The following is a 26,422-nucleotide window of genomic DNA, read 5'->3' as shown; positions in this document are numbered from 1 at the left end:
CATCCTGTTTTCGGAAGTTGTGAACGCGCCGCATTTGTCGTTTTTTACAACTGTTCTCGATTCGCATTTTCCCGGGTTCCAGCCGTGACACCGCCGCCCGCCGCAGCCGCAAGGCTCGACAGTATTCCCATGCCCGCGCCGGAGAAGAAGCAGACGGCTCGCCGTGCGCCTGCGCGCGTCGACCATCCCTTCAAGGGCATTGCGCTGGTGCTGCTGTCGACGATCTTCCTCGGCTGCTCCGACACCACCGCGAAATATCTCTCGACCAGCCTGCCGTCGATCGAGATCACCTGGATCCGCTTCGTCACGTTCGCGCTGATGTTCACGCCGGTGATGCTGCCGGGCTCGCCGCTGCATGCGATGCGCACCGAGCGGCTCGGCCTGCAGCTGATGCGCGGCGTCGCGCTGCTCGGCTCCTCGCTGTTCTTCATCACCGGCCTGAGTTTCCTGCCCATCGCGGAAGCTTCCGCCACCGGCTTCGTTTCGCCGCTGTTCGTCACTGCGCTGTCGATCGTCTTCCTGAGCGAGAAAGTGGGCCTGCGACGCTGGATCGCGACCGGGATCGGCCTGACGGGCGTGCTGATCATCCTGCGGCCGGGCACCAGCGCGTTCCACGCCGCCGCGTTCTTCCCGATCATCTCGGCGTTCTGCTGGGCGGCGGCGCTGATCCTGACGCGCATGATGAGCGGACGTGAAGCCGTGCTCACCACGATGGCGTATTCCGCGCTCACGGGCGTTGCGATCCTTTCCGTGATGGTGCCGTTCGTCTGGGTCACGCCGAGCTGGACCGCGATCGGGCTTGGCATCGTGATCGGCGTCGCCTCGACCGTCGGCCAGTGGATCATCGTGCTGGCCTATCGCTATGGCGATGCCTCGGTGCTGGCGCCGTTCTCCTACACCCAGTTGCTGTGGGTCAGCATTCTTGGCTTCTTCATCTTCGGCGAGGTCCCCGACCTCTGGACGGTCGTCGGTGCCGCCTTCATTGTCGCAAGCGGTCTCTACATCGCCCATCGCGAGCGTATCCGCCGCGCCCAGCTGCTGGTGCTGGAAGAGCGTTCCCCGAACCCCTGACGCAAGTTCGCGCGCCCCGTTACGTGCTATCAACGGCTCCAACAATACGGGAGGAGCCGGATGCGCGCTGCGATTTTCAGGAACGGTGAGATTGTCGTCGACAGGATGGCCGAGCCGAAGCCGGGCCCCGGCCAGGTGCTGGTCAAGACGCTCGCCTGCGGCATCTGCGGCTCCGACCTGCATGCGCGCCAGCATGCGCCGCGGATGGTGGAGATGGCCAGGAAGACCGGTCGCACGCCGATGGATCTGTCGCGTGACGTCGTGTTCGGTCACGAATTCTGCTGCGAGATCGTCGATTACGGCCCCGGCACGGAACGCAAGTTCAAACCGGGGACGCATGTCTGCTCGCTGCCTGCGCTGGTGACGCCGGAAGGCATCAAGGGGATCGGCTACTCCAACGACTTCGTCGGCGGCTATGCGGAGCAGATGATTTTGAGCGAGCCGCTCCTGCTCGAAGTGCCCAACGGTCTTGTGCCGGAACATGCGGCGTTGACCGAGCCGCTCGCAGTCGGCATTCACGCCGTGGCAAAGGCCAATATCCGGGGCGGCGAAGTGCCGCTCGTCATCGGTTGCGGCCCTGTCGGGCTCGCGGTGATCGCGGCGATGAAGATCAAGGGGCTGCACCCGATCGTCGCCGCCGACTATTCACCGGCGCGGCGCGCGCTCGCGGCAAAGCTCGGCGCCGACGTCGTCGTCGATCCCAGGGTGTCGCAGCCCTATGCGACCTGGGCCGAGCACGCGCAGATGTCGGACGCCGAAAAGGCGGCGAGGCCGCCGTTCCAGGCCATGCTGCCGGCGCTGAAGCCCGCGATCATCTTCGAATGCGTGGGTGTGCCAGGCCTGCTGCAGCAGGTGTTCGAAGGTGCACCGCGTGACGCGCGCATCGTGGTGGTCGGTGTCTGCATGGAGACCGACAAGAGCGAACCCATGCTCGGCATCATGAAGGAGCTGAACGTCCAATACGTGCTCGGCTATACGCCGGAGGAATTCGCCGCGTCACTTCGGCTGATCGCGGAAGGGCAGGTGGATGCGGCGGCGATGGTCACGGCCGAGGTCGGCATCGACGGCGTCGCCAAGGCGTTCGCCGATCTCGCCAATCCTGAAGCCCACACCAAGATCATCGTGCAGCCGTGGCGGTGACGGTCTCGTAGGGTGGGCAAAGGCCCAAAGCGCCGTGCCCACCATCTTTCCCGATTCAAACGCACATGGTGGGCACGCTTCGCTTTGCCCACCCTACGAGACCTGAGTCCATACCCATGCAGGCCGAATTCGTTGGCCCCCGTCAATACTTCTCCGGCACGTACATCTCCGGCGGAACCGGGCCGCGCTGATAGTCGGGGTGGCGGACGCGCGGCGGCAGCATCACCGGCGCGCGAGCGACCTCCTGATACGGGATCTGGCTGAGGAGATGCGCGATGCAGTTGAGCCGCGCGCGCTTCTTGTCGACGGCATCGACGATCCACCACGGCGAGTCCGGCAGGTGCGTGTGCTCGAGCATCGTCTCCTTGGCCTTGGTGTATGCCTCCCAGCGGCTGCGCGCCTCGACGTCCATCGGGCTCAGCTTCCACTGCTTGAGCGGATCCTTGATGCGCATGGTGAAGCGGAACTGCTGCTCGTCGTCGGTGATCGAGAACCAGTATTTGACCAGGATGATGCCGGAGCGGATCAGCATGCGCTCGAACTCGGGCACCGTCTTGAAGAATTCCTGGTACTCCTCCTCCGAGCAGAAGCCCATCACGCGCTCGACGCCGGCGCGGTTGTACCAGCTGCGGTCGAACAGCACGATCTCGCCGCCGGCCGGCAGGTGCGACACGTAGCGCTGGAAGTACCATTGCGTGCGCTCGCGCTCGCTCGGGGCGGGAAGCGCCGCGACGCGGCAGATGCGCGGATTGAGGCGCTGGGTAATACGCTTGATGACGCCGCCCTTGCCGGCGGAGTCGCGGCCCTCGAACAGCACGACAACCTTCTTGCGCTCGCTTTGCACCCAGTCCTGCAGCTTGACCAGCTCGCCCTGGAGCCGCAGCAGCTCCCGGAAATAGAGCTTGCGATCGACCGTCGGACCCGGTGTGTCGGTTTCGTCCAGGAGCTCGTCGAGCCTCGTGTCATCGAGCTCCATCTCCAGCTCCTCGTCGAGGTCGTCGGCCATCTCCTGAATGATGCGCTCGCGCTTGGCGGTTTGGAAGGTGCGGTCGGATGCGGTCATGGGCTTCTTCTCTCGGCTGGGGTGCCAGTGTTACCAACGACCATCGGCGGGGTTTGTTGCGTCCATGTGACAGCCGCTCTGTCCTGCGGAGGCAGGTCACACCGGCAGCGCGATCGAATATTTCACCTGGCTCAGCGCAAAGCTGGACTCGATCGAGGCGATGCCGTCGAGCCGGGTCAGCTTGGTCTTCAGGAAGGTCTCATAGGAAGCGAGATCGGCCGCAACGACGCGGAGCAGATAGTCGCGGTTGCCGGTCATCAGATAGCATTCCAGCACCTCGTCCCATTTCGAGATCGCGCGCGCGAAGCGGTTGAGATCCTCCTCCTTCTGCCGCGCCAGCTTGATCGAGATGAAGACGCTGACATGCAGGCCGAGCGCCTTCTGATCCACGGTCGCAACATAGCGGCTGATGACGCCGCGCTCCTCCAGCAGCTTGACCCGGCGATGGCAGGGCGAGACCGAGAGCCCGACCTTGTCGGCGAGTTCCTGCATGGTTAGCCGGCTGTCGGCCTGAAGCAGCGCGAGGATTTTACGGTCGATGGCATCGAGCTCTGGCATTGGGATAGACCTTCAAATTTCGGGCAATTATTAGTATGGTATCCCAATATCGGCGCGTATTGCGCGAAGAATTGAGAAGTTTGGCGCCTCCCACGGGCGTATCATCGCGCCACCTGTTCCCGGGAGCCTTGCCATGCCCGTCGATACCGCCCGCCTCGACACCTTGACCGCGCTGAGCCGCAAGGCGCTGTGGCTGTCGTCCTGGACCATCCACCACGCCAACCACATCCGCCCCAATGCCGACGGCTTGAAGGTTGGGGGACATCAGGCCTCGTCCGCCTCGCTCGCCACCATCATGTCGGCGCTGTATTTCCATGTGCTGCGCCCTGAGGATCGCGTCGCGGTGAAGCCGCATGCGAGCCCGGTGTTCCACGCCATCCAGTATCTGTTCGGCCGGCAGAGCCGCGAGAAGCTGGAGAACTTTCGCGGCTTCAAGGGCGCGCAGTCCTATCCCTCGCGGACCAAGGACGTCGACGACGTCGATTTCTCCACCGGTTCGGTCGGCCTCGGCGTTGCGCAGACGCTCTTCGCTTCGGTGGTGCAGGACTACGTCAAGGCGCATGGCTGGATGAAGGATCGCCGCGAAGGGCGGATGATTGCGCTCGTCGGCGATGCCGAGATGGACGAAGGCAACATTTTCGAGGCGCTCGCCGAGGGCTGGAAGCACGGCCTGCGCAACACCTGGTGGGTGGTCGACTATAACCGCCAGTCGCTCGATGCCGTCGTGCGCGAAGGGCTCTGGGAAAAGTTCGAGACCATGTTCCGCAATTTCGGCTGGGACGTCGTCATCGTGAAATACGGCCGCCTGATGCGCGAGGCCTTCGCCGAGCCCGGCGGCGAGGCGCTAAAGACCTGGATCGACAATTGCCCGAATGCGCTCTACGCCGCGCTCTGCTTCCAGGGCGGCGCCGCGTTCCGCAAGCATCTGCATGACGAGATCGGCGACCAGGGCCCGATCACCAGGTTGATCGACAAGCGCAGCGACGACGAATTGCTGGCGCTGATGTCGAATCTCGGCGGCCACGACATGGCGAGTATGCTGGAGGCGTTCGAGTCCATCGATCACGACCGTCCGGTCTGCTTCATCGCCTACACCATCAAGGGCGTCGGCCTGCCGTTCCAGGGTCACAAGGACAATCACGCCGGCCTGATGACGGTCGCGCAGATGGAGAAATATCGCGACAGCCAGAACATCCGGCCCGGTCACGAATGGGAGAGGTACGAAGGGCTCGCGCAATCCGCCGCCGAGCTCGACGCGTTCCTCGCGCGCGTGCCGTTCAACCAGGACGGCCGCCGGCTGACCGCGCCCGTCGTCGAGGTGCCCCAGCAGCTCGCGTTCAAGCCGTCACCGCAGATGTCGACCCAGCAGGGCTTTGGCCTCGTGTTGAACGAGATCGCGCGCAGCGACAGTGAGTTGGCAAGGCGCATCGTCACGACCTCGCCCGACGTCACGGTGTCGACCAATCTCGGTCCGTGGGTGAACCGGCGCGGCCTGTTCGCGCGCGCCGAGAAGGCGGACTTATTCCGCAGCGAGAAAATTCCCTCCACGTTCAACTGGGACTTTTCGCCCAAGGGCCAGCATCTCGAGCTTGGAATTGCCGAGATGAACCTGTTCATCATGCTCTCGGCGCTTGGGCTGTCGCACCAGATCAACGGCGAGCGGCTGCTGCCGGTCGGCACGCTCTATGATCCCTTCATCGAGCGCGGGCTCGATGCGCTGAACTACGCCTGCTACCAGGACGCGCGCTTCATGGTGGCGGCGACGCCATCAGGCATCACGCTCGCACCCGAGGGCGGCGCGCACCAGTCGATCGCAACGCCCCTGATCGGCATGGCGCAGGATGGGCTCGCCTCGTTCGAGCCGGCCTTCGTCGACGAGCTCGCCGTGATCATGGCTTTCGGGTTTGAGCACATGCAGCGCGAAGCGGGCGAGGGCGGCTCGGTGTACCTGCGGCTGTCGACGCGCAGCATCGAGCAGGCGCAGCGGATCATGACGCCGGAGCTGCAGCAGGGCATCACCGACGGCGCTTATTGGCTGCGCAAGCCGGGCCCGAATGCCGAAGTCGTGATCGCCTATACCGGCGCGGTGGCACCTGAGGCGATCGAGGCGACCGGCTTCATCGGCGAGAGCCGGCGCGATATCGGCCTGCTCGCGATCACCTCGGCGGACCGCCTCCATGCGGGCTGGACCGCCGCGCGGAAATTGCGGCGGGATCGCCGCGGCGTGCAGCATCTCAGCCACATCGAAAAGCTGCTGGCGCCGCTGCCGCGCGACTGCGGCATCGTGACCGTGATCGACGGCCATCCGTCAGCACTCGGCTGGCTCGGCAGTGTCCGCGGCCACCGCGTCGAGGCGCTCGGCGTCGAGCAGTTCGGCCAGACCGGCACGATCGCGGACCTTTATCGGCACTACGGCATCGACGCGAACGCCATCATCGATGCGGCCGAAAGCCTCACCACCGGCGCGCCGGTGCTGCACCGGAAGATGGCGGTGTAGTCGAGGTAACCGGTCGCATGGGCCCCGGCTCTGCAACGCACCGCTGCTCTGGACGATGCTTCGCATCGCCAGGATAGCAGCTGCGCTGCGTCCGGGGCAGGACTCGCTCCAATCTCGTGTCCCGGACAAGGCGCGACATGAAATGTCGCGGCGCAGAGCCGGGACCCAGGCCGCTTGCCCCGCTCCGTCTCTCCGCCCATATTCCGCGCGTCCGCCGCAACGCTGGCCCCGCATATGGCGGGTTCAATTGCCGGTGCTTTCGTGCAAGGATGCCTGCCGAAACGCCCCCACATGCCCCCAAGAAGAGGTTAACGATGGTCAATCGCATGCAATTCTACATCGACGGCGCCTGGGTCGATCCCGCCGTCAAGAAGTCCACCGCCGTGGTCAATCCCGCGACGGAAGAGGCGATGTACGAGGTTGCGCTGGGCTCCAAGGCCGACGTGGACAAGGCGGTTGCCGCCGCCAAGCGCGCCTTCGCAACCTTCTCCCAGACCAGCCGCGAGGAGCGCGTCGCGCTGCTCACCAAGGTCATCGAGGTCTACAAGGGCCGCCTCAAGGAGATCGGCGCGGCCGTCTCCGACGAGATGGGCGCACCACTGCCGATGGCGGAGAAGCTCCAGGCCGGCGCCGGCCTCGGCCATCTCATGACCACGCTCGACGTGCTCAAGAACTACCAATTCGAAGAGCCGGTCGGCACCGCCATGGTGCTGCGCGAGCCGATCGGTGTGGTCGGCATGATCACGCCCTGGAACTGGCCGCTCAACCAGATCGCCTGCAAGGTCGCGCCCGCGCTCGCCGCCGGCTGCACCATGATCCTGAAGCCGTCGGAGTTCACGCCGACCTCGGCGCTGATCTTCGCGGAAATCCTCCATGAAGCTGGCGTGCCCAAGGGCGTGTTCAACCTCGTCAACGGCCTCGGCCCCGAGGTCGGCGCCGCCATGAGCGAGCACCCCGACATCGACATGATCTCCTTCACCGGCTCGACCCGCGCCGGCATCGACGTGGCCAAGCGCGCCGCGCCGACCGTGAAGCGCGTCAGCCAGGAGCTCGGCGGCAAGTCGCCGAACGTCATCCTCGAAGGCGCCGACCTCACGAAGGCGGTGACCGGCGGCGTGATGCACATGTTCAACAACTCCGGGCAGTCCTGCAACGCGCCCTCGCGCATGATCGTGCCGCTGTCCAAGATGAAGGACGTCGCCGCGATCGCGAAGGCCGTCGCCGACAAGACCAAGGCCGGCGATCCCCGCGCTGAAGGCACCACCATCGGCCCCGTCGTCAACCGCGGCCAGTGGGACAAGATCCAGGGCCTGATCAAGAAGGGCATCGACGAGGGCGCAACGCTCGTCGCCGGCGGCCCGGGCTTGCCCGAAGGCGTCAACAAGGGCTTCTATGTCCGTCCGACCATCTTCGCCGACGTCACCCCCGACATGACGATCGCTCGCGAAGAAATCTTCGGGCCGGTGCTGACCATCATCGGCGCCAAGGACGAAGCCGAAGCGGTGCAGATCGCCAACGACACGCCGTATGGCCTTGCCGGCTACGTCACGGGTGCCTCGGTCGAAGACGCCAAGCGCGTCGGCCGCCAGATCCGCGCCGGCAACGTCAACCTCCAGGGCGTGCCGAACGACCGCACCGCGCCGTTCGGCGGCTACAAGCAGTCGGGCAACGGACGCGAGTGGGGCAAGTACGGCCTCGAGGACTTCCTCGAAGTGAAGGCCGTCGCCGGTTTCAACGCGGCGTAAGTTTTAGCGCGTGAACAAATGACGCCGGAGCGGGCAACCGCTCCGGCGTTTTTGTTTCGGGCGGCGTGTCGCGACAAGGCGAGGTTCCGTAGGGTGGGCAAAGCGAAGCGTGCCCACGTCTTCGCGACCGCGACGGCGCGGTGGTGGGCACGTCGCTTACGCTCCTTTGCCCACCCTACGAGACCGTCATTTGTGGAGCGCCTATCCCCCCACCGCACCCTGCGTGTTCACATACAGCGCGTAGATCGACTGGCTCGCCGCCATGAACAGGCGGTTGCGCTTGACGCCGCCGAAGCAGAGATTGGCGCAGCGCTCGGGCAGGGCAATGCGGCCGATCATGACGCCGTCGGGCGCGAACACCACCACGCCGTCGAGCTCGGGATCTCCCATGCCCCAGCCGCACCAGAGATTGCCGTCGATGTCGCAGCGCATGCCGTCCGGCGTGCCAGGACCTGCATCGATGTGGACGCGCTTGTTGGAAATCTCGGTGCCGTCAGCCGAGACGTCATAGGCGAGGATTTTTCGGTTTGGCACGCCGCGGGATTCCACGACATAGAGGATCTTCTCATCCGGCGAGAAGCACAGCCCGTTCGGCCCGAGCACCCCCTCGGCGACAATGGCCGCCTTGCGCGTCTCGGGATCGAGCCGGTAGACATTCGGCTCGATCTCGGGCTCGGCCTTGTAGCCCTCATAATTGCCGAGCAGGCCGAAGGTCGGATCGGTGAACCAGATCGAGCCGTCCGATTTAACAACGACATCGTTCGGCGAGTTCAACCGCTTGCCGTTGAATTGATCCATCAGCACGCTGACGCTGCCGTCATACTCAGTGCGGGTCACGCGGCGCCCGCCATGCTCGCAGGTGACGAGCCGGCCCTGCCGGTCGCGCGTGTTGCCGTTGGCGAAGTTCGAAGGCTTGCGGAACACGGAGACCGCGCCGGTCTCCTCCTCCCATTTGACGATGCGCTGGTTCGGGATGTCGCTGCACAAGAGATAGCGCCCGTCGCCGAACCACACGGGACCCTCGGCCCAGCGCAGGCCGGTCGCGAGCCGCTCCACCGCGGACAGCTTCAGCCAGTATTTTTCGAACCGGGGATCGAGTGCACGAATGGCCGGGTCGGGGTAATACGTCGCCGGCCGCCAGCCTGGCCGCTCCTTGGTGTGGGACGATGCCTCATTCATGTCGGTTCTCTCGTTTCGTTCCCTCTGGACAATGCTGCTATCATTAGAGACACGTGACCGCAAATCGGTCACCAACGGCGAGGGAAGACATGCCGCGTATTTTGATGACGGGAGCTTCGGGCGGAATCGGCACGAGCCTGCGAAGACTGCTGCCGCCGATCTATTCGGATCTCCTGCTGTCCGACATCAAGCCGCCGGCCGATCTCGGCGCGAACGAGAAGTTCAAGGCAGCGGACCTCGCCGATCTCGCGCAGTGCGAGGCGATCTGCGAGGGCGTCGACGGCATCATTCATTTCGGCGGCTATTCGGTCGAAGGCACCTGGGACCAGATCCTCCAGGCCAACATTATCGGCGGCTATAATCTGTTCGAGGCGGCCTACCGCAAGGGCGTCAAGCGCGTGGTGTTCGCCTCGTCGAACCACGCCGTCGGCTTCTATCCGCGCCACCACAAGATCGGCACCGACGTGACCCCGCGCCCAGACGGTCGCTATGGCGTCAGCAAGGTGTTCGGCGAAGCCGTCGGCGCGCTCTATGCCGACAAGCACGGGATGAAGGTGACGTGCCTGCGCATCGGCAATTTCGGCGACATGCCGCTCGACCAGCGCCGGCTCTCGATCTGGCTCAAGCCCGACGACCTCGTGCAGCTCTGCCGCATCGGGCTCGAGCATCCCGACATCCATTTCGAAATCTTCTACGGCGCATCCCTCAACGAGCGCGCCTGGTGGGACAACAGCCGCGCCTACGAATTCGGCTACCGCCCCACGGGGCGCGCCGAGGATTTCCGCGAGCACGCGATGGCCGAGCAGGCCAAGCTGAAGCCCGATCCGGTCGGCGATTATTTCCAGGGCGGCACGTTCTGCAGCATGGAGTTCGATGCGGATCCGAGCCGGATTATCGATTGGAATGAGCGGTAGCGCCTGTCGTCATGCGCCGGACAAGCCCGGGCATGACGGTCCATTGATCTAGATCAACCTTCCTCTCGTCGTCTGGCTCTCGATAAGTGCGATCGTAGTTCGACCGCCGGCAGCGAGAGCCACGACAATGAGAGTCAAATTGTCAGTCGTCGCGATGCTCGCGGCGATCTTGCCAGGGCCAACGCGAGCCGCGGCGCTCAGCGACGCCGAAGCGACGTTCCTCGACCAGATGGTCACGGCATCCGTGGTGCTCGAACAGCGATGCGACGGTTACGAGGTCGATGGCAGCGGCAGCGTTCAGCTCGGCGCCCGACTCCTTGGCAGTCCCGATGCGGCAATGGCGATGATCGACGCCTATGCCGCTGCCATCAAGGCCCGCGACGGCGTGAGCTACGATCCCGGCAAATTCCGTCCCGAGGTGTTGGATGCGGCCAGCAAGACATTCAGGCGCATCCGCACGGACTTGATCAGAAACCCGAAAAGGGCCTGCGCCGATTATGGCGAGGCTAGCGTGGATCGCGGACTGTTGAGGCGGTATTGAACGGGTCTTCAGCATCGTTCCAACGGCAGCTCGATCGGTCTACGCGCTAGCCATCACCAATCCTCGCCAGATAATCCCTCTTGCTGAACTGCATGTGATCAACACACAGCTGCGCCAGCGCCCAGCTGTCGCGCCCCCTCAACAGCTCGACCATCATCTCATGCTGCCGCCGCGATTGCGCGAGGCCATCGCGGTCGGCGAGGTTCTTGGCGCGCATCGGCAGGGTCAGGTTCATGTAGTCCTGGAGCGAGCCCACCAGGTAGGGATTGCCGCAGGCCGAGAACAGCGCGAGGTGGAAGGCGTCATTGGCTTCGTGGATGCCGCGTAGATCCTGTGCATCGGCTCTCGCGCAATATTGTCGTTGCAGCGCGGAGAGCTCGTCGATCAGGGCTTGCGGCGCCGGCAGCGGGATCATCAGCGCGGCCTGTCGCGTCAGCATCTCCCGGACCTCGTAGATCTGCCGAACCTCCTCGGCCGAGTAGAACCGCACGGTGGCGCCGACGTTCTTCTCGCGGCGGACGATGCCGCGGCGCTCGGCATCCACCAAGGCTTGGCGCACGAAGTGGCGCGAGGTGCCGTAGCGCGACATCAGCGCGTCCTCGGTGAGGCGCGCGCCGGGCGGCAGGCGGCCGAAGATGATGTCCTCCTCCAGCCGCGCGACGACGTCGTCCGGATCGTCGTGCCGGACCGGCATGCTGTCTGCGGTGCGAATGTCGGACATGCCCTCGGCCTCCCGGCGTCTGGCCGGCTCGCCCTGTGGAGCAGGGAAGGGACGGATTGTCAATAATTTGTGCCGGAGAGAGCGCCTTTTTGCGGAAAATGCGACAATATGGCTCAAGCTTATTGACAATCGAGGGTCAGGCTGTACCACAATGGCAACTGAAGGAGTGGCATGATGACGAGTGGTTTGCGCAAGGGTCTGACGAGCTATGGCGATGCCGGCTTCTCGCTGTTCCTGCGCAAGGCATTCATCAAGGCCATGGGCTATTCCGACGACGCGCTGGAGCGTCCGATCGTCGGGATCACCAATACCTATAGCGACTACAATCCCTGCCACGGCAACGTTCCGCAGATCATCGAAGCCGCCAAGCGCGGCGTGATGCTGTCGGGCGCGATGCCGTTCGTGTTCCCGACCATCTCGATCGCCGAGAGCTTTGCCCATCCGACCTCGATGTATCTGCGCAACCTGATGGCGATGGATACCGAGGAGATGATCCGGGCCCAGCCGATGGATTCGGTGATCGTGATCGGCGGCTGCGACAAGACCCTTCCGGCGCAGGTGATGGCGGCGATCAGCGCCGATTTGCCGACCGTGGTCATTCCGGTCGGTCCCATGGTGGTCGGCCATCACAAGGGCGAGGTGCTGGGCGCCTGCACCGATTGCCGCCGTCTATGGGGCAAGTATCGCGCCGGCGAAATCGACGATGTCGAAATCGAAGCAGTGAACGGCCGTCTCGCGCCGTCGGTCGGCACCTGCATGGTGATGGGTACGGCCTCGACCATGGCCTGTATGATCGAAGCCATGGGCCTGTCGCTGCCGATGAGCGCGACGATCCCGGCGCCGCATGCCGAACGATTCCGCCTTGCCGAGGCGAGCGGCAAGGTCGCCGCCGAGATGGCCAAGACCAAGGGGCCGAAGCCGAGCGAGCTTTTGACACCCGCATCTTTCAAGAACGCGCAGGTCGTGCTCCAGGCGATCGGTGGCTCCACCAACGGCCTGATCCATCTCACCGCGATGGCGCATCGCTCGCCGCATCGGCTCGATCTCGAAGTGTTCGACCAGATCGGCCGCGAGGTGCCGGTGCTGGTCGACCTCAAGCCGTCGGGCGAGCACTATATGGAGCATTTCCATCACGCCGGCGGCGTGCCGAAGCTGCTCGCGCAACTCGGCGACCTCGTCGATCTCGACGCCAAGACCATCTCGGGCCAGACGCTGCGCGATGTCGTCGCCAATGCCGAGGACGTGCCCGGTCAGGACGCCATTCGCTCGCGTGACAATCCGATTAAGAAAGAGGGCGGCCTTGCCGTGTTGCACGGCAACCTCGCGCCGCGCGGCGCGGTGATCAAGCAATCGGCCGCGAGTCCGAAGCTGTTGAAGCATACCGGGCGGGCCGTCGTGTTCGAATCCGTCGAGGACATGACCTTGCGGGTCGACGATCCCGATCTCGACGTGACGGCCGACGACGTGCTGGTGCTGCGCAATGCCGGCCCCAAGGGCGCGCCGGGCATGCCGGAGGCCGGCTATCTGCCGATCCCGAAGAAGCTCGCGCGCGGCGGCACCAAGGACATGGTGCGCATTTCGGATGCGCGCATGAGCGGCACCGCGTTCGGCACCATCGTTCTGCACATCACTCCGGAATCCGCCGTCGGCGGGCCGCTGGCGCTGGTGAAGAACGGCGACAAGATCAGCCTGGACGTAGCCAAGCGCAGCATCGAGCTCTTGGTCGATGCGGCCGAACTGGAGCGCCGGCGCGCTGCCTTGAAGCCGGCGGCTGCGCCCGATGAGGCGCGGCGCGGCTATGCCTGGCTGTTCAACGAAACCATCATGCAGGCCGACGAGGGCTGCGACTTCGATTTCATGCAGAGGACTGGGAAGACCGAGACAAGCTGACCGAACGACGAGCGCTCAGACCGCACAAGCGGCGGGCGATAACATAGGGGGAAACGATGATTGCACGATCCATGCCAGGATTCTTACATGGGTTGGCGGCTGCGGCCGCCGTGCTGTTCGTGACCGGGGCGGGGGCGCAGGAGGTGAAGCATTATCGTTTCGCCTACGACCAGCCGCGCAACACCGGCTATTCCATCGCGGGCGACATCTTTGCCGAAAAGCTCAAGGAGTTGAGCAAAGGCACCATGATCATCGACCAGTATCCGGGCGCGCAGCTCGGGCAGGAGCCGCAGGTGCTCCAGCTCGTGAAAGCCGGAGACGTCGAATTTTCGATCATCTCCTCCGCCAACACCGCGACGATCTCGCCGCAGGCCGGCGTGATGTCGCTGCACTATTTGTTCCGTGACGAGAAGCACGTGGTCAAGGGGCTGGCCGATCCCCGCGTGTTTGAAGCGCTCAAGACGATGATCGACGAGACCACGCAGGGGCTGCACGTGATCGCGACCGGATCGCAGGGCGTGCGCCACATGTACGCCAGGAAGGAGATCCACAACGTCGGCGACATCAAGGGCGCAAAGGTCCGCGTGCAGGCGACCGCGACCGAGGACACCATGTTCCCGGCCTATGGCGCCCAGACCGTGCACATGCCGTTCGGCAGCGTTTACACCAGCTTGCAGACCGGGGTCGTCGACGTCGCCGAGAACAGCATCAACGTCTACCTCGTCAACAAGCATTACGAGGTGGCGCCGGTCCTCAACATCACCGAGCACGAGGCCAACAACGCGCTGGTGTTCATCTCCGACAAGCTCTGGCAGAGCCTGTCGGCCGAGCAGAAGGGCTGGGTACAGACGGCGGCCAACGAGATCAGCACCAAGGAGCCGGCGAAGGCGTTCGAGCTGGAGCGCACCGCCGCCGAAAAGCTGAAGAAGATGGGCGTGAAGGTCGTCGATAACGTCGACAAGAAGAGCTTTGTTGCGGTCGCCGATCCCTATCTCGACAAGCTCGCCAAGGAGCTCGGGCCGCACGCCGAGAAGATCAAGGACTTGATCCGGTCAATCAATTAGGTCGCTTGCGGCCATCCTTCGAGACGCCCGCCTTGCGGCGGGCCCTCAGGATGAGGTCTCGTTTCGCGGCGAGATTTTAGACCCTCATGGTGAGGAGCCCGCGAAGCGGGCGTCTCGAACCATGCAGGCCGAGCGTGATCGGCAGCTTCCCAGCTGTCTCATCCGATAGCTTTGGGACGGGGGACTAATGGCCATCGCCGACAAACTGCTTGTGCATCGCCAACGCCACCTGAAATGGCGCTGGCTCGACTGGCTTGAGCTGGCGCTGATGATCCTCTGCGGCGTGCTCTGCTTCGGCTTCTCGCTGTCGGTCACCGCGGACATCGTCACCCGGACCATCGGTCATCCCTGGCTGTGGCTGCAGGAGGTCACCTCGACGCTGTTCATCTACGCGATCTTCATCGGCACGGCCGCTGCGACGCGCCGCAACGACCACCTCTATCTCACCGCGATCTCCGAGGCCTTGCACGGCACCTCGCGGCTGATCGTCGAGCTGATCATCCGCCTCGTCGTGCTCGGTGTCGCCTTCTGCCTGATCTGGTACGGCTATCAGAATTATCTGCGCGGCTTCGGCAGCTTTCGCCTGCCGTCAGGTACGCCGATCGCCTCGCTCTATGCGATCATCCCGCTGTCGGGCGTGCTGATCGGCCTGTTCACCATCGAGCAGCTGGTCAACGGGCTGCGCAACGGCTTCGATCATCCCGAGCCGCCAGAGGAGGATGGAACGCCCATCGTCACCGACGCGCAGGCGAGGGCGCAGCTATGAGCGCACCTGTTGTTCTGGCGTTGATGACGATCTGCTTCCTGTCGTTCGGCTATCTCGGCGTGCCCGTGCCGTTCTCGCTGATGGCCGGCGTTTTCATCGGCGCGATCCTCTCCGACGTTTCGCTCGCGGCCATCATCCAGAAGATCTTTGACGGCGTCGATTCCGAGGCGCTGCTGGCGATCCCGTTCTTCCTGCTGGTCGGCGAGCTCATGAGCTCGGCGAATGTGGTGGTGCGGATCGCGAACCTCTCGGTGTCGCTGGTCGGGCATATCAGGGGCGGGCTGTCGCAGGTCGTCGTCGTCTTCAGCATGTTCTTCTCGGAGATGTCGGGCTCGACCACCGCCGACGTCGCCGTGATGAGCCGCGCGCTTGGCGGACCGATGAAGCGAGAGGGTTACGAGCCGGCCTTCATCGCCGCCATCATTGCCTCGGCCTCCACAATCGCCGCGCTGGTGCCGCCGAGCATCACCGCCGTGGTCTATGGCGCGGTCGGCAACGTCTCGATCGCGGGCCTGTTCATGGCGGGCGTGGTGCCCGGCCTGATGATCGGCTTCGGTCTGATGCTTTATTGCTACTTCTTCGGCCCCTCCGGCCTGCGCAAGCCGCGCGCGCCGCTTCGGCAGGTGGTGTTCGCCGCCGGCGATGCGGCGCTGCCGCTGATGATCCCGGTGATCCTGCTCGGCGGCATCCTGACCGGCTGGTTCACGCCGACGGAAGCCGGCGTGGTCGCCGTCGTCTGGATCGTCTTTGTCGTGATCCCCGCGCTCAATCGCGGGCACATCAAGAATATCCCTTACGATTTCTGCATTGCCGGACTGATCTTCTCGCTGCCGCTGGTCACCATCGGCGCAGCCAATGCCTTCGGCTGGATGCTCGCTTATCTGCGTGGGGCGAGCTACATCGCCGAAATCATCACCTCGATGGCAGGTAACGATCCGCACCTGATCATGCTGCTGATGGTGCTGCTCTTCACCGTGGTCGGCGACTTCATCGAGCCGGTGCCGACCATCATCATCTTCATGCCGCTGGTCAACACACTGACGGAGGCGGGTGACATCAATAGCGTCCATATGGGCGTGGTGCTGATCGCCACGCTGGCCTTCGGCCTGATCACGCCGCCTTACGGGCTGGTGCTGCTGATGGCCTCGAAATTCGTCGGCATAAGTTTCGCGAAAGCGCTACGCGCTGCGTTGCCGATCTATCTGGTGTTCCTGGGGACGATCGCATTCGCGATCTACTTTCCGAGCGTGGTGCTGTGGCTGCCGCAGAAGGTGCTGCCGGAATCGGTCGGCTGCTTCAAGTCGCCGGCGGGGACGGGCTATATCTGTCCGAAGTAACGACTTGCTCGACGCGCCATTGGGCCTGCTCGCGCAGGTAACGGAACGGCGTGCCATGGCTATTCTTGAAGTAACTGCCGCACAGCGCGTTGGCCATCCCCTGCATCACCGCGTCATGGCAGACGAACAGGAGATCGTCGCCGGGATGACGGTCGAGCCACGCCGAGACGCAAGCCAGCGACCGTTTCGTCATGGCGTCCCAGCTCTCGCCGTCGGCCGGCAGGATCGAGACGAGGCCCGTCGCCGACTTGACCCCGTGCTTGATCATGAGGTCGCGAACTGGCAGGCCTTCAAAGCTCCCGAAGTCGAACTCGATGATGCCGTCGTCAATCGCCAGCGGCACCGAGATCGCGGCCGCGATGATCTCGGCCGTTCGCGCCGCGCGGGCCAAGGGACTTGCGACGATGCGGCTGATGCCTGCGCCGCGCAGCATGCCCGCGGCCTCGTGCGCCTGCCTGAGGCCGTCCTCGTTCAGCGGATTGTCGGTCCGCCCCTGGAATCGTCCCTCGCGATTCCAGTCGGTCGCGCCGTGGCGAAGGCCGTAGAACGTACGCGCTGGTGTCGTCACTTCGACTTGCTCGTGAATTTCTTCACGGCGCTGCGAAATTCCTCCGTATTCATCGCCATGATAATCTTGTGCTCCTCGGCATCGAGCTGCTGCTTCACCGGCGTGGTGGCGGCCTGATAGACCAGCGATTTGGTGCCTGATATCGCCGCCGGCGGGTTCTGCGCCAGACGCTCCGCGAGTTTTCGTGTGGCCGCTTTCAGTTCGGCGGCCGGAACCGTCTTGGCGACGAGGCCCCATTCATAGGCCTGCTGCGCGGTAAAATTGTCCTCGGCGAGAAAGATCTGCAGCGCCCGGCGGGAGCCGACCGTGCCGACGATGCCGACCGTCGAGCCGCCGTCCGGCGACACCCCGATCTTGGCATAAGCCGGCGTGAATTTGGCGTCGTCCGCGGCGATGCAGAGATCGGTGACGAAGGCCAGGCCCATGCCGGCACCGGCGGCCGAGCCGTGAACGCTGGACAACGAGATTTTCGGCATGCGCCGGATGATTTCGATGAAGGCGTGATAGTGCTTCAGGAGCTCGCCGACAACAGGCGTCACCGTGCCCGCTTCGGCGGCGGCACCAATCGTCTGCAGATCGCCGCCGGCCGAGAACGCACGGCCTTCGCCTTCGAGCACGACGACCTTGATGTCGTCGTCGCCTTCGAGATAGGCCGCAAGCTGCTCTAGCTTCTGCGCGATGGCGAGATTGATGGAGTTGAACGCGGCGGGACGGTTGAGCGTGATGGTCGCGATCGGGCCGTCGATCCGCAGCAGGGCGGGATCATCGGGCTGGGAGATGGGAGCTGGCATCTGAGAGAGTCTCCGGCAGGAGGTGGTTGCTGCAACTAAATCGCAGAAGGGCAGGGGTGACAATCCCCGACCGCCGCCCTTGCGCGGGGCGAAACGATAGGCTCAAATGGGGCTGCCTTTGCCAAGGGACGGACACGAGCGCCGGCTCCTCGTAAGGCCAGCAACCAAAATCAGCGAGAGAGGAGACGGCATGGGTCACGCTCGTGTCTTCCGGAAATGGGCTGTCCAATGAGCGACGGTCGGGTGATCATCGTCGGTGCCGGCCATGGCGGCTATCAGGTCGCGGCATCGCTGCGCCAGGCGGGCTTTTCGCAGCGCATTTGCCTGATCAATGACGAGGCGCATCTGCCCTATCAGCGGCCGCCTTTGTCCAAGGCCTATATCAAGGGCTCGGCCGGGCCGGAGAGCCTGATGTTCCGGCCGGAGAAATTTTATCAGGACCAGAAGATCGAGCTGATCGCGGGCCGTGCAGTGTCGATCGACCGCGCCGGCCACAAGGTGCTGCTCGCCTCGGGCGAGACGCTGGCCTACGGTCATCTCGTGCTGGCGACGGGCGCGCGCAACCGGCTGCTTGATCTGCCGAATGCGAATCTGCCCGACGTGAAGTATTTGCGCATCCTCGACGAGAGCGAGGCGCTGCGTGCGATCATGCCCTCGAAGTCACGGGTCGTGGTGATCGGCGCCGGCTTCATCGGCCTGGAATTCGCCGCCACCGCGCGGATCAAGGGCCTCGAGGTCGACGTGCTCGAGCTCGCCCCGCGCGTGATGGCGCGGGCGGTGACGGCGGAGGTGTCGGAGTATTTTCAGGAACGCCATCGCGAGGCCGGTATCCGCGTCCATCTCGGCGTGCAGGCGACCTCGATCGAGGCAGAAGGCGGCAAGGTCACCGGGGTCTCCCTGAGCGACGGTCGGCATCTGCCCGCCGGCCTCGTCGTGGTCGGCGTCGGTGTGCTGCCCAACATCGAGCTTGCCGCGGAAGCCGGGCTGCCGGTCGCCGCCGGGATCATTGTCGACGAATATCTTTCGACGGCTGACCCTGACATCTCCGCGATCGGCGATTGCGCACTGTTCGCAAGCCCCCGCTTCGGCGGATCGCTGCGGCTGGAATCGGTGCAGAACGCCACCGACCACGCCCGCTGCCTCGCCGCGCGACTGACCGGCGACCGCAAACCTTACGACAGCCATCCCTGGTTCTGGAGCGACCAGGGCGACGATAAGCTCCAGATCTCCGGCCTCACCACCGGCTACGACCGCGTCGTGCTGCGTGGCAGCGCCGCGAACAAGGCGTTTTCCGCGTTCTGCTACAAGGGTGAGACGCTGCTCGGCATCGAATCGATCAACCGCGCCGGCGATCACATGTTCGGCCGACGGTTGCAGGGCATGAATCGCTCGATCACGCCGGCGCAGGCCGCGGATGAAAGCTTCGATCTGAAGAGCGCGCTGGCGTGATCAACCAGCGCGGAGCACAGCCGCCACTTCCGCGGCCGTCGGCATCGACGGCCCCGCGCCCATGCGCTGCACGCTGATCGAGGCGGCCGCGTTGGCGAAGGCGAGGGCGGCGCGCAAGGGCACACCGTCAGCCAGTTGCGCGGCGAGCGCGCCGACAAAACAATCACCGGCACCGGTGGTATCGACCGCCTTCACGGCACGCCCGGGCACGGCGGCCTCTTCGCGCCCCGCAAGCGCAAGCACGCCGCGTTTGCCGAGCGTGATGCAGATGGTCTGGTCCGCGCGCGCCTGAAGTATTCGCGCAACATCGAAGATCTTCGCGGCCTCGTCGCCGTCGGACAATTCCTCACCGGCGAGGAAGCCGAGCTCGGTCTCGTTCAGCACGAGGATGTCGACGAGCGCGAGCAGTTCACCGGACATCTTTTGCGCTGGCGCCGGGTTCAGCAAGGTCACGGCCCCGGCATCGCGTGCGCGCCGGAAGAACGCGGCAATCGTCGGCAGCGGGATCTCGAACTGGCTGACCGCGACGTCACCCTTCGCCAGCGGCACGTCCGCGATGTCGTCCGCACTGACCTGCGCATTGCTGCCGGGGATGACGACGATCGTATTGTCGGAGGCGGCGACGGTGATGATCGCAGTGCCGGTGTGGGTGTCGGCGTCGCGCACCGAGCCGAGATCGATGCCCTGATCGCCAAGAAACGTCCGCAACTCGGCCCCGAACGAATCCTTCCCCAATCGCCCGATCAACGTGGTCTTCGCGCCGAGCCGTGACGCCGCCACCGCCTGGTTCGCGCCCTTGCCGCCTGGAAAATACAGCACCTCGCGGCCGGCGACGGTCTCGCCGACGCGCGGGTGGCGATCGGCGGTCGCCACCACATCCATGTTGATGCTGCCGGCGACGAAAACGCGCCCCATCTGGATCTAGACCCTGACCTCGAACTCGTGCCTGACCTTGGCGATGTCGACGAGCGTCGGCAAGCCGGCCTCGTTGCCGAGGCGCTGGATCTTGAAGGTCGAGGCGGCCCGGGCAAAATCAAAGTGCTCGCGCCAGCTTTTGCCGGGATGGGCGAGGTAGGAATAGACATAGGCGCCATGGAACACGTCGCCGGCGCCGTTGGTGTCGATCACGCGCTCGCGCGGAATCGGCATCGCCGGCATCACCTGCACCGTCCCTGTTTCGTCGTACCAGAGCAGGCCCTTCTCGCCCATGGTGATGCCGCCGATCTTGCAGCCGCGGCTCTTGAGATAGTCGAGCATCTTCTCCGGCGTCAGGTCCATCTGTTCGCACAGGCGCTCGGCCACGATGGCGACGTCGATATATTCCAGCAGCTCATGGGTGTTGGTGCGCAGGCCGCCGCCGTCGAGCGAGGTCAGGATGCCGGCCTCGCGGCAGACCTTGGCGTAGTGGATCGCGGCATCGGGCTGATGACCATCCACGTGCAGCGCGCGGCAGCCGCCGAGATTGAGCATCGGAAAGGGGTGGATGTGCTCGTCGTCGCGGCAGCGGACGATGGCGCGTTTGCCGTCCTTGGGCATGATGAAGGATAGCGAGGACTGGTTGACCTTCCGCCCGTGCAGCGAGATCGCGTATTTCGCGCACATGTCCTGGAACATGCGCCCCAGCCAGTCATTGGCCGCGGTGGCGATAAGATCCGGCACGATGCCGAGCTTGGCGCAGCAGAACGCCGCCGTCACCGCGTTGCCGCCGAAGGAGACCGCGTAGTCCGAGGCCACGTGCTTCTCGTCCCCAGTCGGCATGTGGTCGGTGATGAAGACGACGTCGATATAGGTCTGTCCGATGAAGAGAGCCTGCATTGCTTGTCCGTCATGCGCTTTGTGGTCCAGGCCGGCGCGCTTACTGTAGCACCGGTTCCGCTCAGGGATCGCTGAAATTATTCGCAAATCTGCCGCCCCAAGCGCTTGAGGTCAGCATGAGGCCGGAATACGACCATCACCGGGCAATGCCAAGCCCCGGACAAACGCCGTGTTTTCTGCGCATTGGTTCCAGGTCAATAAAAGGGTCGATCAAAAGGGGGACATATGATCACCGGCCTCGATCACGTCGTCGCTCTGGTCAGGGATATCGGTGCAGCCAAGGCGGCCTACCAGACGCTGCTCGCCCGCGCGCCGGCCTGGCAGAATTCCGGCGAGGGCGCCGACCGCGTGCTGTTCACCCTCGAGAACATGACGATCGAATTGATGGCGCCGAGCGGTTTCAGCGTGACGGCCGATCGGATGCGTGCGCTGCTCGACGACCAGGAGGGCGTGCTCGCCAGCCTGTGCTTTCGTGTCGCAGACATGAGCAGGATGCACCGGCGGCTGCAGCGGGTGGCCTTGAGCCCGGATCCGGTTGCCGAGGTCGAAAGCAGCGATTCGGAAACCGGCAACGTCCTGCACTGGAAGCGCACGCGCGCCGCCACGGAACTCACGCGCGGCGTGCGCATGTTCTTCCTCGAACTGGCCGACGAGCGTCCGCTCTCCCCGGCGACCGACGTCGCGCCGATCGACGCACTCGACCATGTCGTCGTCACCACCGAGGATTCCGAACGCGCCGCCGCGCTCTACGGCGCACGGCTCGGGCTCGATTTGGCGCTCGACCGCTCGCACCAGGATTGGGGCCAGCTGATGTTCTTCCGCTGCGGCGATCTCATCGTCGAGGTGGTCCGCCGGCTGGTCGCCGGCGGTGACCACGCGCGTGACCGGCTCTGGGGCCTGAGCTGGCGGGTCGCCGACATTGACGCCACGCGCGCCCGCCTGATCGCCGCCGGCCTCGACGTCACCGAGGTCCGCAACGGCCGCAAGCCCGGCACGCGAATCATGACGGTGCGAAACGGCACCTGCGGCATCCAGACCGTGCTGCTGGAGCGCTCGCCCAAGCCGGTGGGGTGAAAGCGGTCTTTCCACTCGAAGACTCTCGTAGGGTGGGCAAAGCGAAGCGTGCCCACGTCTTGGCTGCTCGATGAGAAGACGTGGGCACGGCGCAAGAGCGCTCTTGCCCACCCTACGAAACCGGCTTGCTTGGCTTTCACTGTCGCGAAACTATGCGGCGGGCTGCCCGCGTGTTACACGCGTACCGACAGCACCCCAGCGAGCACTCCACTTGGCGAAGGCAAAGCGAACTCTGAAATGGCAGCGTGATCCCGAGGGGATGCGGCTGCGCATTCTCGAAGCCGCCAAGCAGGAGTTTTCCGCCCACGGGCTCGCCGGCGCACGCGTCGACCGCATCGCGGCCAAGGCCGGCGCCAACAAGCGCATGCTCTACTACCACGTCGGCAACAAGGACGAGCTTTACCTCGCGGTGCTCGAAGGCGCCTATGACAAGATCCGCAGCGAGGAGCGGGGGCTCGATCTCGAACATCTCGATCCGCCCGAGGCCATCCGGCGCCTGATCGAGTTCACCTGGAACTACTTCCTGCGCAATCCCGAATTCCTGTCGCTGCTGCAGACCGAGAACCTCGCGCGCGCAAAGCACCTGAAGAAATCGACCAAGGTCAAGTCGATGCACTCGCCCTTCGTCGAGATGATCCGTACTGTGGTGCGACGCGGCGTCGACAGCGGCGACTTCCAGGTCGCGGTCGATCCGGTGCAGCTCTACATCTCGATCGCAGGCCTCTGCTTCTTCTACCTCTCGAACTCGGCGACGCTCAGCGTGATCTTCGGCCGCGATCTCCTGGACAAAAAGGCCAAGGACGAACGGCTGGCGCACATGGTCGGCCTGGTGCTGGCTGCGCTGACGGGACAGTCCGTGGCCTTGTTCGAGATCGCGAAAGCGCCGAAGTCGCGCAGCGTGGTAGCGCAGACGGTGTAGTGCTCGCTCGTCGCTGGTCGACGATCGGCTGCTGATTCCAAGTTCTCCGCTGTCATCGCCCGACTTGATCGGGCGATCCAGTATTCCAGAGACAGCGAAGGGATGCGGAGAGGGCGCGGCGTACTGGATTCCCGCTTTCGCGGAGAATGACACCGAGAGTGGGGCGGTCTCATGCCCCGGACGCAGCGCAGCAACGTCCCATTTCCAAAGCACCGCGGAACCGCCGCCGCAAAACGTCACAGGGAAAGGTCTGGACAGTATTTATCCAACGGGTTAATTTCTCCCCACAACGAAGAAGACTGCCGGGAGTGAAAATTGGCCGAGCTGAAGCCGCAGAATGCGATCTCCAAGCTGCTGAATGCGGCCTGGGTTCGGCCGTTCTTGTTCCTCGTCTTCATCGTCGTCGCCTGGGATCTCGCCATCCGGCTGTTCAGGATCCCCGCCTACCAGATCCCGTCGCCGCTCGATGTCGTTGCCGTATTGCGTACCGATTGGCCGGAACTGCTGCGCCAGTCCTGGCCGACGACCTATGCGACGGTGTGCGGTTTCGCGCTGTCCGCTCTGTTCGGCATTCCCGTCGCGATGCTGATTGCGGGCTCGAAGACGGTGGAGAGCTACATCTATCCGCTGCTGGTGTTCTCGCAATCCGTGCCCAAGATCGCGATCGCGCCGCTTTTCGTGGTCTGGTTCGGCTTCGGCATCATTCCAAAGGTGATCTCGGCGTTCCTGCTCGGTTTCTTTCCGGTGGTGGTCTCGGCCGTGCAGGGCTTCAAATCGGTCGATCCTGACATGGTCGATCTCGCCCGCGCCATGCAGGGCAGCCGCTTCCAGGTGTTTTGTGCGGTGAATCTGCCGCACGCGCTGCCGGCGATCTTCTCGGGTCTCAAAGTGTCGGTGACGCTCGCCGTGGTCGGCGCCGTCGTCGGCGAGTTCGTGGGGTCCAATTCCGGCATCGGCTACGTGATGCAGCGCTCGATCGGCACCTTCGACCTGCCGACGATGTTCGCAGCCCTGGTGATCCTCGCGCTGCTCGGCGTGATCCTGTTTTGGATCGTCGACCGGATCGAGAAGCTGGTCATTCCCTGGCATGTCAGCCAGCGCGAGGACGTGATTTTCGCTTCTTAACTAAAGCGCAAACGGCCACCAATGGCCGACGCAACAACGGCAAAGGGAGAGTGACGATGAAGCGGTGGATAGGAGCTGTCTCGGCGGTGCTGCTGACCTTCGCGGCCATGCCGGCGCAGGCGGCCGACAAGGTCGTGCTGATGCTGAACTGGTACGTCTATGGCGAGCACGCGCCGTTCTATTACGGCAAGGCCAAGGGCATCTATGCCGCCGAGGGCATCGAGCTCGAAATCCAGGAAGGCCGCGGCTCGGCTGCGACCACGCAGGCCGTCGCCGCCAAGACCGCCGATTTCGGCTATGTCGACGTCCCCACCATGATGCGCGCCGCGATCAAGGGCGCGCCCGTGGTTGCGACCGGCGTGCTGCTGCAGACCTCACCGATGTCCGCCATGGGTTTTGCTGACAAGAACATCAAAAAGCCCGAAGACATCAAGGGCAAGACGGTGGCGATCACGCCGGCCGATTCCATGACCCAGATCTGGCCGCTGTTCCTGAAGAAGACCGGCCTCAAGGAAAGCGACTTCCAGACCGTTGCCGGCGACGGTCAGACCAAGCTCAACGCGGTCATCAACGGCCAGGCTGATCTGCTGCTCGGCTATGTCATGGACCAGTCGATGAAGATCAAGGACGCCACCGGCAAGGACGTCTACCCGATCAAGTTTGCCGACTACGGCATCAACATGGTCTCCTCCGGCATCATCGCCAATGCTGACTATGTGAAGGCCAATGCCGATCTCGTTCGCCGCTTCATGTCGGCGACGACCAAGGCGGTCGAAGCCGCCGAGAAGGAGCCGAAGGCCGCCGCGCAGTCGATCCTCGATGCCAACCCCAAGGGCGGCAAGATCGACACGCTGACGCAGGGTTTTGAGCTGACCATTCCGCTGTACCGGACCGCGGAGACCAAGAGCAAGCGGCCGTTCCAGGTCACGGACCAGAACATGACGGACTCCGTCAACCTGATGGTCGAATATGGCGGACTGGATGCCAAGGCCAAGGACAACCCGAAAGCCTTCTACACCAACGACTATCTGCCGAAGAGTGGCTCGTGAGCGATCAATATCCGCCGTCGTCCCTGCGAACGCAGGGACCCATTACCACCGGCCTCGGTTGTTACGAAAGGTCTCACTCCGCGTGCCCGGATGCGCCGGCACGGCGTATGGGTCCCTGCGTTCGCAGGGACGACGGAGGGAGAGCGCTGCGATGAACCCTGCGACCAAACCAATCGATGTCCAGCCGGCCGCCCATCTGAGACTGGTGAGCGACCGGGCCGCGGGCGATGCCTCGGGCATCAAACTGTCCGGCGTGTCGAAGACCTACAGGACGCGCGACGGCGATGTGCCGTCGCTGCGTCCGCTCGACTTCCACATCAACGACGGCGAGTTCTTCGTCGTGGTCGGGCCATCCGGCTGCGGCAAGTCCACGCTGCTCAAGCTAATCTCCGGCTTGCTGCCGCCGACATCAGGCGAGATCCTGGTCGAGGGCGAGAAGGTGACAACCCCGCACGGCAATGTCGGCATCGTCTTCCAGAACGCGTTACTGCTGCCCTGGCGCAACATTCTGTCCAACGTCATGCTGCCGATCGACATGAAGCGGCTGCCCCGGGACAAATATCTTCCCCGCGCCAAGGCGCTGCTGAAGCTGGTCGGCCTCGAAGGCTTCGAGAAGAAGCTGCCCTGGCAGCTCTCCGGCGGCATGCAGCAGCGCGCCTCGATCTGTCGCGCACTGGTGCACGATCCAAAAATCATGCTGATGGACGAGCCGTTTGGCGCGCTCGACGCACTTACGCGGGAGCGCATGAATGTCGAGCTGATGCGGATCCAGCGCGAGACCAGGAAGACGGTGCTCCTGATCACGCATTCGATTCCGGAAGCCGTGTTCCTGGCCGACCGCGTGCTGGTCATGACCGAGCGCCCCGGCGCAATCGCCGCGATCTACGACGTACCGCTGCCGCGCCCGCGCTCGCTCGACGTCATGGCCGACCCGGTTTTCACCGAGCTTGTGCAGCGCATCCGCAAGCATTTCTTCTCGCAAGGGGCGTTGGACTGAGGCAATGCGATTGATCTCGGCTGCAACCACGACGACGATGCGCTCCGTCTCCCGCTTGCGGGGGAGGGTCGGGGAGGCGGTGTCTCCGCTCGCGAGGACCCCTAAGAGGAGAAAACCCTCACCCGGCGCGTTGCGCCGACCTCTCCCGC

24 protein-coding genes are annotated in these 26,422 nt (G+C 64.4%); 16 read left to right on the top strand and 8 right to left on the bottom strand.

Features of this window, described 5'->3' with window-relative positions:
• Window positions 1–129: 129 nt before the first annotated feature.
• Together GGD67_RS35995 and GGD67_RS35990 are read left to right on the top strand one after the other, a co-directional pair.
• Window positions 130–1,071, top strand: coding sequence for a DMT family transporter (locus GGD67_RS35995; RefSeq protein ID WP_179739634.1), 942 nt, complete (start codon window positions 130–132; stop codon window positions 1,069–1,071).
• A 60-nt stretch (window positions 1,072–1,131) separates the two neighbouring features.
• Window positions 1,132–2,211, top strand: a complete 1,080-nt coding sequence (locus GGD67_RS35990; RefSeq protein WP_179739527.1) for a zinc-binding dehydrogenase — start codon at window positions 1,132–1,134, stop codon at window positions 2,209–2,211.
• Window positions 2,212–2,353: 142 nt separating this feature from the next.
• Here GGD67_RS35990 and ppk2 read toward each other — a convergent pair whose 3' ends face one another.
• Together ppk2 and GGD67_RS35980 are read right to left on the bottom strand one after the other, a co-directional pair.
• Entirely contained in the window at window positions 2,354–3,274 is a 921-nt protein-coding gene (gene ppk2, locus GGD67_RS35985) for a polyphosphate kinase 2 (protein WP_179739524.1), read from the bottom strand.
• A 96-nt stretch (window positions 3,275–3,370) separates the two neighbouring features.
• Window positions 3,371–3,832, bottom strand: coding sequence for an Lrp/AsnC family transcriptional regulator (locus GGD67_RS35980; RefSeq protein ID WP_028144303.1), 462 nt, complete (start codon window positions 3,830–3,832; stop codon window positions 3,371–3,373).
• 133 nt (window positions 3,833–3,965) lie between these two features.
• Here GGD67_RS35980 and GGD67_RS35975 point away from each other — a divergent pair, with 133 nt between their 5' ends.
• Together GGD67_RS35975 and GGD67_RS35970 are read left to right on the top strand one after the other, a co-directional pair.
• On the top strand, window positions 3,966–6,329 hold the full coding sequence (locus tag GGD67_RS35975; RefSeq protein ID WP_179739521.1) for a transketolase: 2,364 nt from the start codon (window positions 3,966–3,968) through the stop codon (window positions 6,327–6,329).
• Window positions 6,330–6,643: 314 nt separating this feature from the next.
• Window positions 6,644–8,074 (top strand): aldehyde dehydrogenase family protein, encoded by a 1,431-nt coding sequence (locus GGD67_RS35970; protein WP_179739519.1) that lies wholly within the window; start codon window positions 6,644–6,646, stop codon window positions 8,072–8,074.
• A gap of 201 nt (window positions 8,075–8,275) precedes the next feature.
• On the opposite strand, the gene GGD67_RS35965 is transcribed toward GGD67_RS35970, so the two are convergent.
• The gene (locus GGD67_RS35965) at window positions 8,276–9,253 is read right to left on the bottom strand and encodes an SMP-30/gluconolactonase/LRE family protein (RefSeq protein WP_179739515.1); all 978 of its coding nucleotides are present in this window, start codon (window positions 9,251–9,253) and stop codon (window positions 8,276–8,278) included.
• Between the two features lie 89 nt (window positions 9,254–9,342).
• Between GGD67_RS35965 and GGD67_RS35960 the strand changes: the two genes are divergently transcribed.
• Both GGD67_RS35960 and GGD67_RS35955 read left to right on the top strand, forming a co-directional pair.
• Entirely contained in the window at window positions 9,343–10,167 is an 825-nt protein-coding gene (locus GGD67_RS35960; RefSeq protein WP_179739512.1) for an NAD(P)-dependent oxidoreductase, read from the top strand.
• A gap of 127 nt (window positions 10,168–10,294) precedes the next feature.
• A complete protein-coding gene (locus GGD67_RS35955; protein WP_179739509.1) occupies window positions 10,295–10,708 on the top strand; it encodes a hypothetical protein in 414 nt (137 codons plus the stop codon).
• 46 nt (window positions 10,709–10,754) lie between these two features.
• On the opposite strand, the gene GGD67_RS35950 is transcribed toward GGD67_RS35955, so the two are convergent.
• Complete coding sequence (locus GGD67_RS35950; RefSeq protein WP_179739506.1) at window positions 10,755–11,429, bottom strand: GntR family transcriptional regulator; 675 nt, start codon at window positions 11,427–11,429, stop codon at window positions 10,755–10,757.
• Between the two features lie 174 nt (window positions 11,430–11,603).
• Between GGD67_RS35950 and GGD67_RS35945 the strand changes: the two genes are divergently transcribed.
• From GGD67_RS35945 to GGD67_RS35930, 4 genes are all read left to right on the top strand, one after another.
• The gene (locus GGD67_RS35945; RefSeq protein ID WP_049815121.1) at window positions 11,604–13,319 is read left to right on the top strand and encodes an IlvD/Edd family dehydratase; all 1,716 of its coding nucleotides are present in this window, start codon (window positions 11,604–11,606) and stop codon (window positions 13,317–13,319) included.
• Window positions 13,320–13,375: 56 nt separating this feature from the next.
• A complete protein-coding gene (locus GGD67_RS35940) occupies window positions 13,376–14,383 on the top strand; it encodes a TRAP transporter substrate-binding protein (protein ID WP_018322809.1) in 1,008 nt (335 codons plus the stop codon).
• Between the two features lie 187 nt (window positions 14,384–14,570).
• Window positions 14,571–15,149: a TRAP transporter small permease gene (locus GGD67_RS35935; protein ID WP_018322810.1), complete on the top strand. Its 579-nt coding sequence runs from the start codon at window positions 14,571–14,573 to the stop codon at window positions 15,147–15,149.
• The gene (locus GGD67_RS35930) at window positions 15,146–16,486 is read left to right on the top strand and encodes a TRAP transporter large permease (protein WP_179739504.1); all 1,341 of its coding nucleotides are present in this window, start codon (window positions 15,146–15,148) and stop codon (window positions 16,484–16,486) included. The genes GGD67_RS35935 and GGD67_RS35930 overlap by 4 nt, the downstream gene beginning before the upstream one ends.
• Here GGD67_RS35930 and GGD67_RS35925 read toward each other — a convergent pair.
• Window positions 16,446–17,054 carry a histidine phosphatase family protein gene (locus tag GGD67_RS35925; protein ID WP_179739501.1) on the bottom strand — a complete coding sequence of 203 codons (609 nt, stop codon included), beginning with the start codon at window positions 17,052–17,054 and terminating at the stop codon, window positions 16,446–16,448. The two genes, GGD67_RS35930 and GGD67_RS35925, sit on opposite strands and share 41 nt — an antisense overlap.
• The gene (locus GGD67_RS35920; RefSeq protein ID WP_179739498.1) at window positions 17,051–17,845 is read right to left on the bottom strand and encodes an enoyl-CoA hydratase/isomerase family protein; all 795 of its coding nucleotides are present in this window, start codon (window positions 17,843–17,845) and stop codon (window positions 17,051–17,053) included. The genes GGD67_RS35925 and GGD67_RS35920 overlap by 4 nt, the downstream gene beginning before the upstream one ends.
• A gap of 228 nt (window positions 17,846–18,073) precedes the next feature.
• On the opposite strand from GGD67_RS35920, the gene GGD67_RS35915 reads away from it, so the two are divergent.
• Window positions 18,074–19,294 carry an NAD(P)/FAD-dependent oxidoreductase gene (locus tag GGD67_RS35915; protein WP_179739495.1) on the top strand — a complete coding sequence of 407 codons (1,221 nt, stop codon included), beginning with the start codon at window positions 18,074–18,076 and terminating at the stop codon, window positions 19,292–19,294.
• Here the strand turns inward: GGD67_RS35915 and rbsK are convergent, their stop codons facing one another.
• Both rbsK and GGD67_RS35905 read right to left on the bottom strand, forming a co-directional pair.
• Window positions 19,295–20,209 carry a ribokinase gene (gene rbsK, locus GGD67_RS35910; protein WP_179739492.1) on the bottom strand — a complete coding sequence of 305 codons (915 nt, stop codon included), beginning with the start codon at window positions 20,207–20,209 and terminating at the stop codon, window positions 19,295–19,297.
• 6 nt (window positions 20,210–20,215) lie between these two features.
• Entirely contained in the window at window positions 20,216–21,109 is an 894-nt protein-coding gene (locus tag GGD67_RS35905) for a sugar kinase (protein WP_018322816.1), read from the bottom strand.
• Between the two features lie 225 nt (window positions 21,110–21,334).
• Here GGD67_RS35905 and GGD67_RS35900 point away from each other — a divergent pair, with 225 nt between their 5' ends.
• The 5 genes from GGD67_RS35900 to GGD67_RS35880 all read left to right on the top strand — a co-directional run bounded on the left by GGD67_RS35900 (window position 21,335) and on the right by GGD67_RS35880 (window position 26,273).
• On the top strand, window positions 21,335–22,183 hold the full coding sequence (locus tag GGD67_RS35900; RefSeq protein ID WP_179739489.1) for a VOC family protein: 849 nt from the start codon (window positions 21,335–21,337) through the stop codon (window positions 22,181–22,183).
• A 211-nt stretch (window positions 22,184–22,394) separates the two neighbouring features.
• Window positions 22,395–23,102, top strand: coding sequence for a TetR/AcrR family transcriptional regulator (locus GGD67_RS35895; protein WP_177237255.1), 708 nt, complete (start codon window positions 22,395–22,397; stop codon window positions 23,100–23,102).
• Between the two features lie 315 nt (window positions 23,103–23,417).
• Entirely contained in the window at window positions 23,418–24,227 is an 810-nt protein-coding gene (locus GGD67_RS35890) for an ABC transporter permease (RefSeq protein WP_018322819.1), read from the top strand.
• A 56-nt stretch (window positions 24,228–24,283) separates the two neighbouring features.
• A complete protein-coding gene (locus GGD67_RS35885; RefSeq protein ID WP_179739487.1) occupies window positions 24,284–25,276 on the top strand; it encodes an ABC transporter substrate-binding protein in 993 nt (330 codons plus the stop codon).
• Between the two features lie 151 nt (window positions 25,277–25,427).
• Window positions 25,428–26,273: an ABC transporter ATP-binding protein gene (locus GGD67_RS35880; RefSeq protein WP_018322821.1), complete on the top strand. Its 846-nt coding sequence runs from the start codon at window positions 25,428–25,430 to the stop codon at window positions 26,271–26,273.
• The last annotated feature ends 149 nt before the right edge of the window (window positions 26,274–26,422 follow it).

Source organism: Bradyrhizobium sp. IAR9 (assembly GCF_013408065.1).
Lineage (GTDB): Bacteria > Pseudomonadota > Alphaproteobacteria > Rhizobiales > Xanthobacteraceae > Bradyrhizobium.
Note: the sequence above shows the minus strand (reverse complement) of the source record. Positions and strands in the feature narration are given on the sequence as shown.